The 1357-nt window shown below is 43.0% G+C and carries 1 protein-coding gene; it reads right to left on the bottom strand.

Features of this window, described 5'->3' with window-relative positions; all coding sequences use genetic code 11:
• Positions 1–252: 252 nt before the first annotated feature.
• On the bottom strand, positions 253–1266 hold the full coding sequence (locus PRUB_RS00080) for an IS110 family RNA-guided transposase (protein WP_010387466.1): 1014 nt from the start codon (positions 1264–1266) through the stop codon (positions 253–255).
• Positions 1267–1357: the final 91 nt, after the last annotated feature.

Here is a 1357-nt window from a genome sequence, read left to right as displayed (position 1 = left end):
TATATGTACACCTCGACTCTGTCCAGACTTTTATTAAGGTCTGGACTACTAATTTTTCATTCTTTGATTAACTGGTTAAGCTGCTTACGTATATCCGGCCTGTTTGTAAGGTTCGTCGACCTTTGGCCCTAATGAGAACCGCCCCTCTGCTGCTAATCGTCCCTTCGAACTTGATGTTTCTGTGTGTCTGCCAGCGTTCACAGAGGTCGGTTTAACCTGTTAAATCATTACCTTTCTAGCTTAGTAGGTTGGTTACACTACTTTGTACTCTGTTTTATTTGCCAACATTGACCAGATTATCCGTGCTAGCTTATTTGCCACCGCAACCACTGCTTTGTGTTTGCCCCGGCGCTCCATGACTTTTTCTGCCCAATTCGATAGACCGTCATCACTTTGTTTAGCATAACGTAAGACACTCCACGCACCTTGAATAAGCAAGCGCCTTATGTATTGATTGCCTCGTTTGGTTATGCCATTTATTTTTTGCTTGCCTCCACTAGAGTGCTCTTTAGGAACTAAACCCAAGTTTGAAGAGAAATGCCTGCCATTTTTAAAGTGCTTACCATCGCCAGCAAAGGCTTTAATTGCTGTGGCCGTGATAGTCGATACACCTTTTATCTTTACTAATCGCCGACAATCCTCATCTGACTTTACTTGTGAGCGCATTAAAGCATCTATATCGCTTAACCGTGCTTCCACCTCTTGCCATTCTTGTCTGACATTGCCTATCAAATGCCTAATGCCTGAACTTAGGTCATTTTCTCCATCCTCTAAGATTTCTGTTAACTTATGCTTTAGTGCCTTGTCCCCTGGAGCTATCACAATACCGTACTCATTCAATAATCCGCGTAGTTGGTTTGTCAGCCTGGTCTTTTGGCTCACCCAGCGGCTTCTCACTTTGTGCAGCATGGAAGATTCTGTTTGTTCCAGACTCCGCGGTTTAACGAAATACATGCTCGGCCTTACGGCAGCTTCTGTGATAGCAAAGGCATCATTCCTATCGTTTTTATTACCCTTAACAAAGGGCTTTACGTGAATTGGCGGGATCAGCCTTACCTTGATGTTTAGCTTTTCCAATTCACGTCCCCAGTAGTTTGAGCCTGAACAAGCTTCCATAGCGACAATAGCGTCTGGATAGTTCAGCAGGAATGGCAACAGCTTGTTTCTTTTTAGTGCTTTATTAAAAATCGGCTTTCCTGCCTGGTTAACACCACAGACTTGAAGCGTATTTTTTGCCAAATCAATTCCAATTAGACATACTTTCATTTGAACACCTCTTGTGATTTATATTGAATCGTCAAATCAATATTGGTGCATTGCGACGCCGTTTGCACTTGAGGTGTTCATCTCATCATCC

The sequence above is a fragment of the Pseudoalteromonas rubra genome (genome assembly GCF_000238295.3).
In the GTDB taxonomy this organism is placed as follows: Bacteria; Pseudomonadota; Gammaproteobacteria; order Enterobacterales; family Alteromonadaceae; genus Pseudoalteromonas; species Pseudoalteromonas rubra.
The sequence above is the reverse complement of the archived record's forward strand: the minus strand, read 5'-3'. Positions and strand labels throughout refer to the sequence as shown.

Excerpts from the sequence above, each read along its gene's own strand:
- PRUB_RS00080 (WP_010387466.1), bottom strand. The coding sequence starts at position 1,266 with ATGAAAGTATGTCTAATTGGAATTGATTTGGCAAAAAATACGCTTCAA.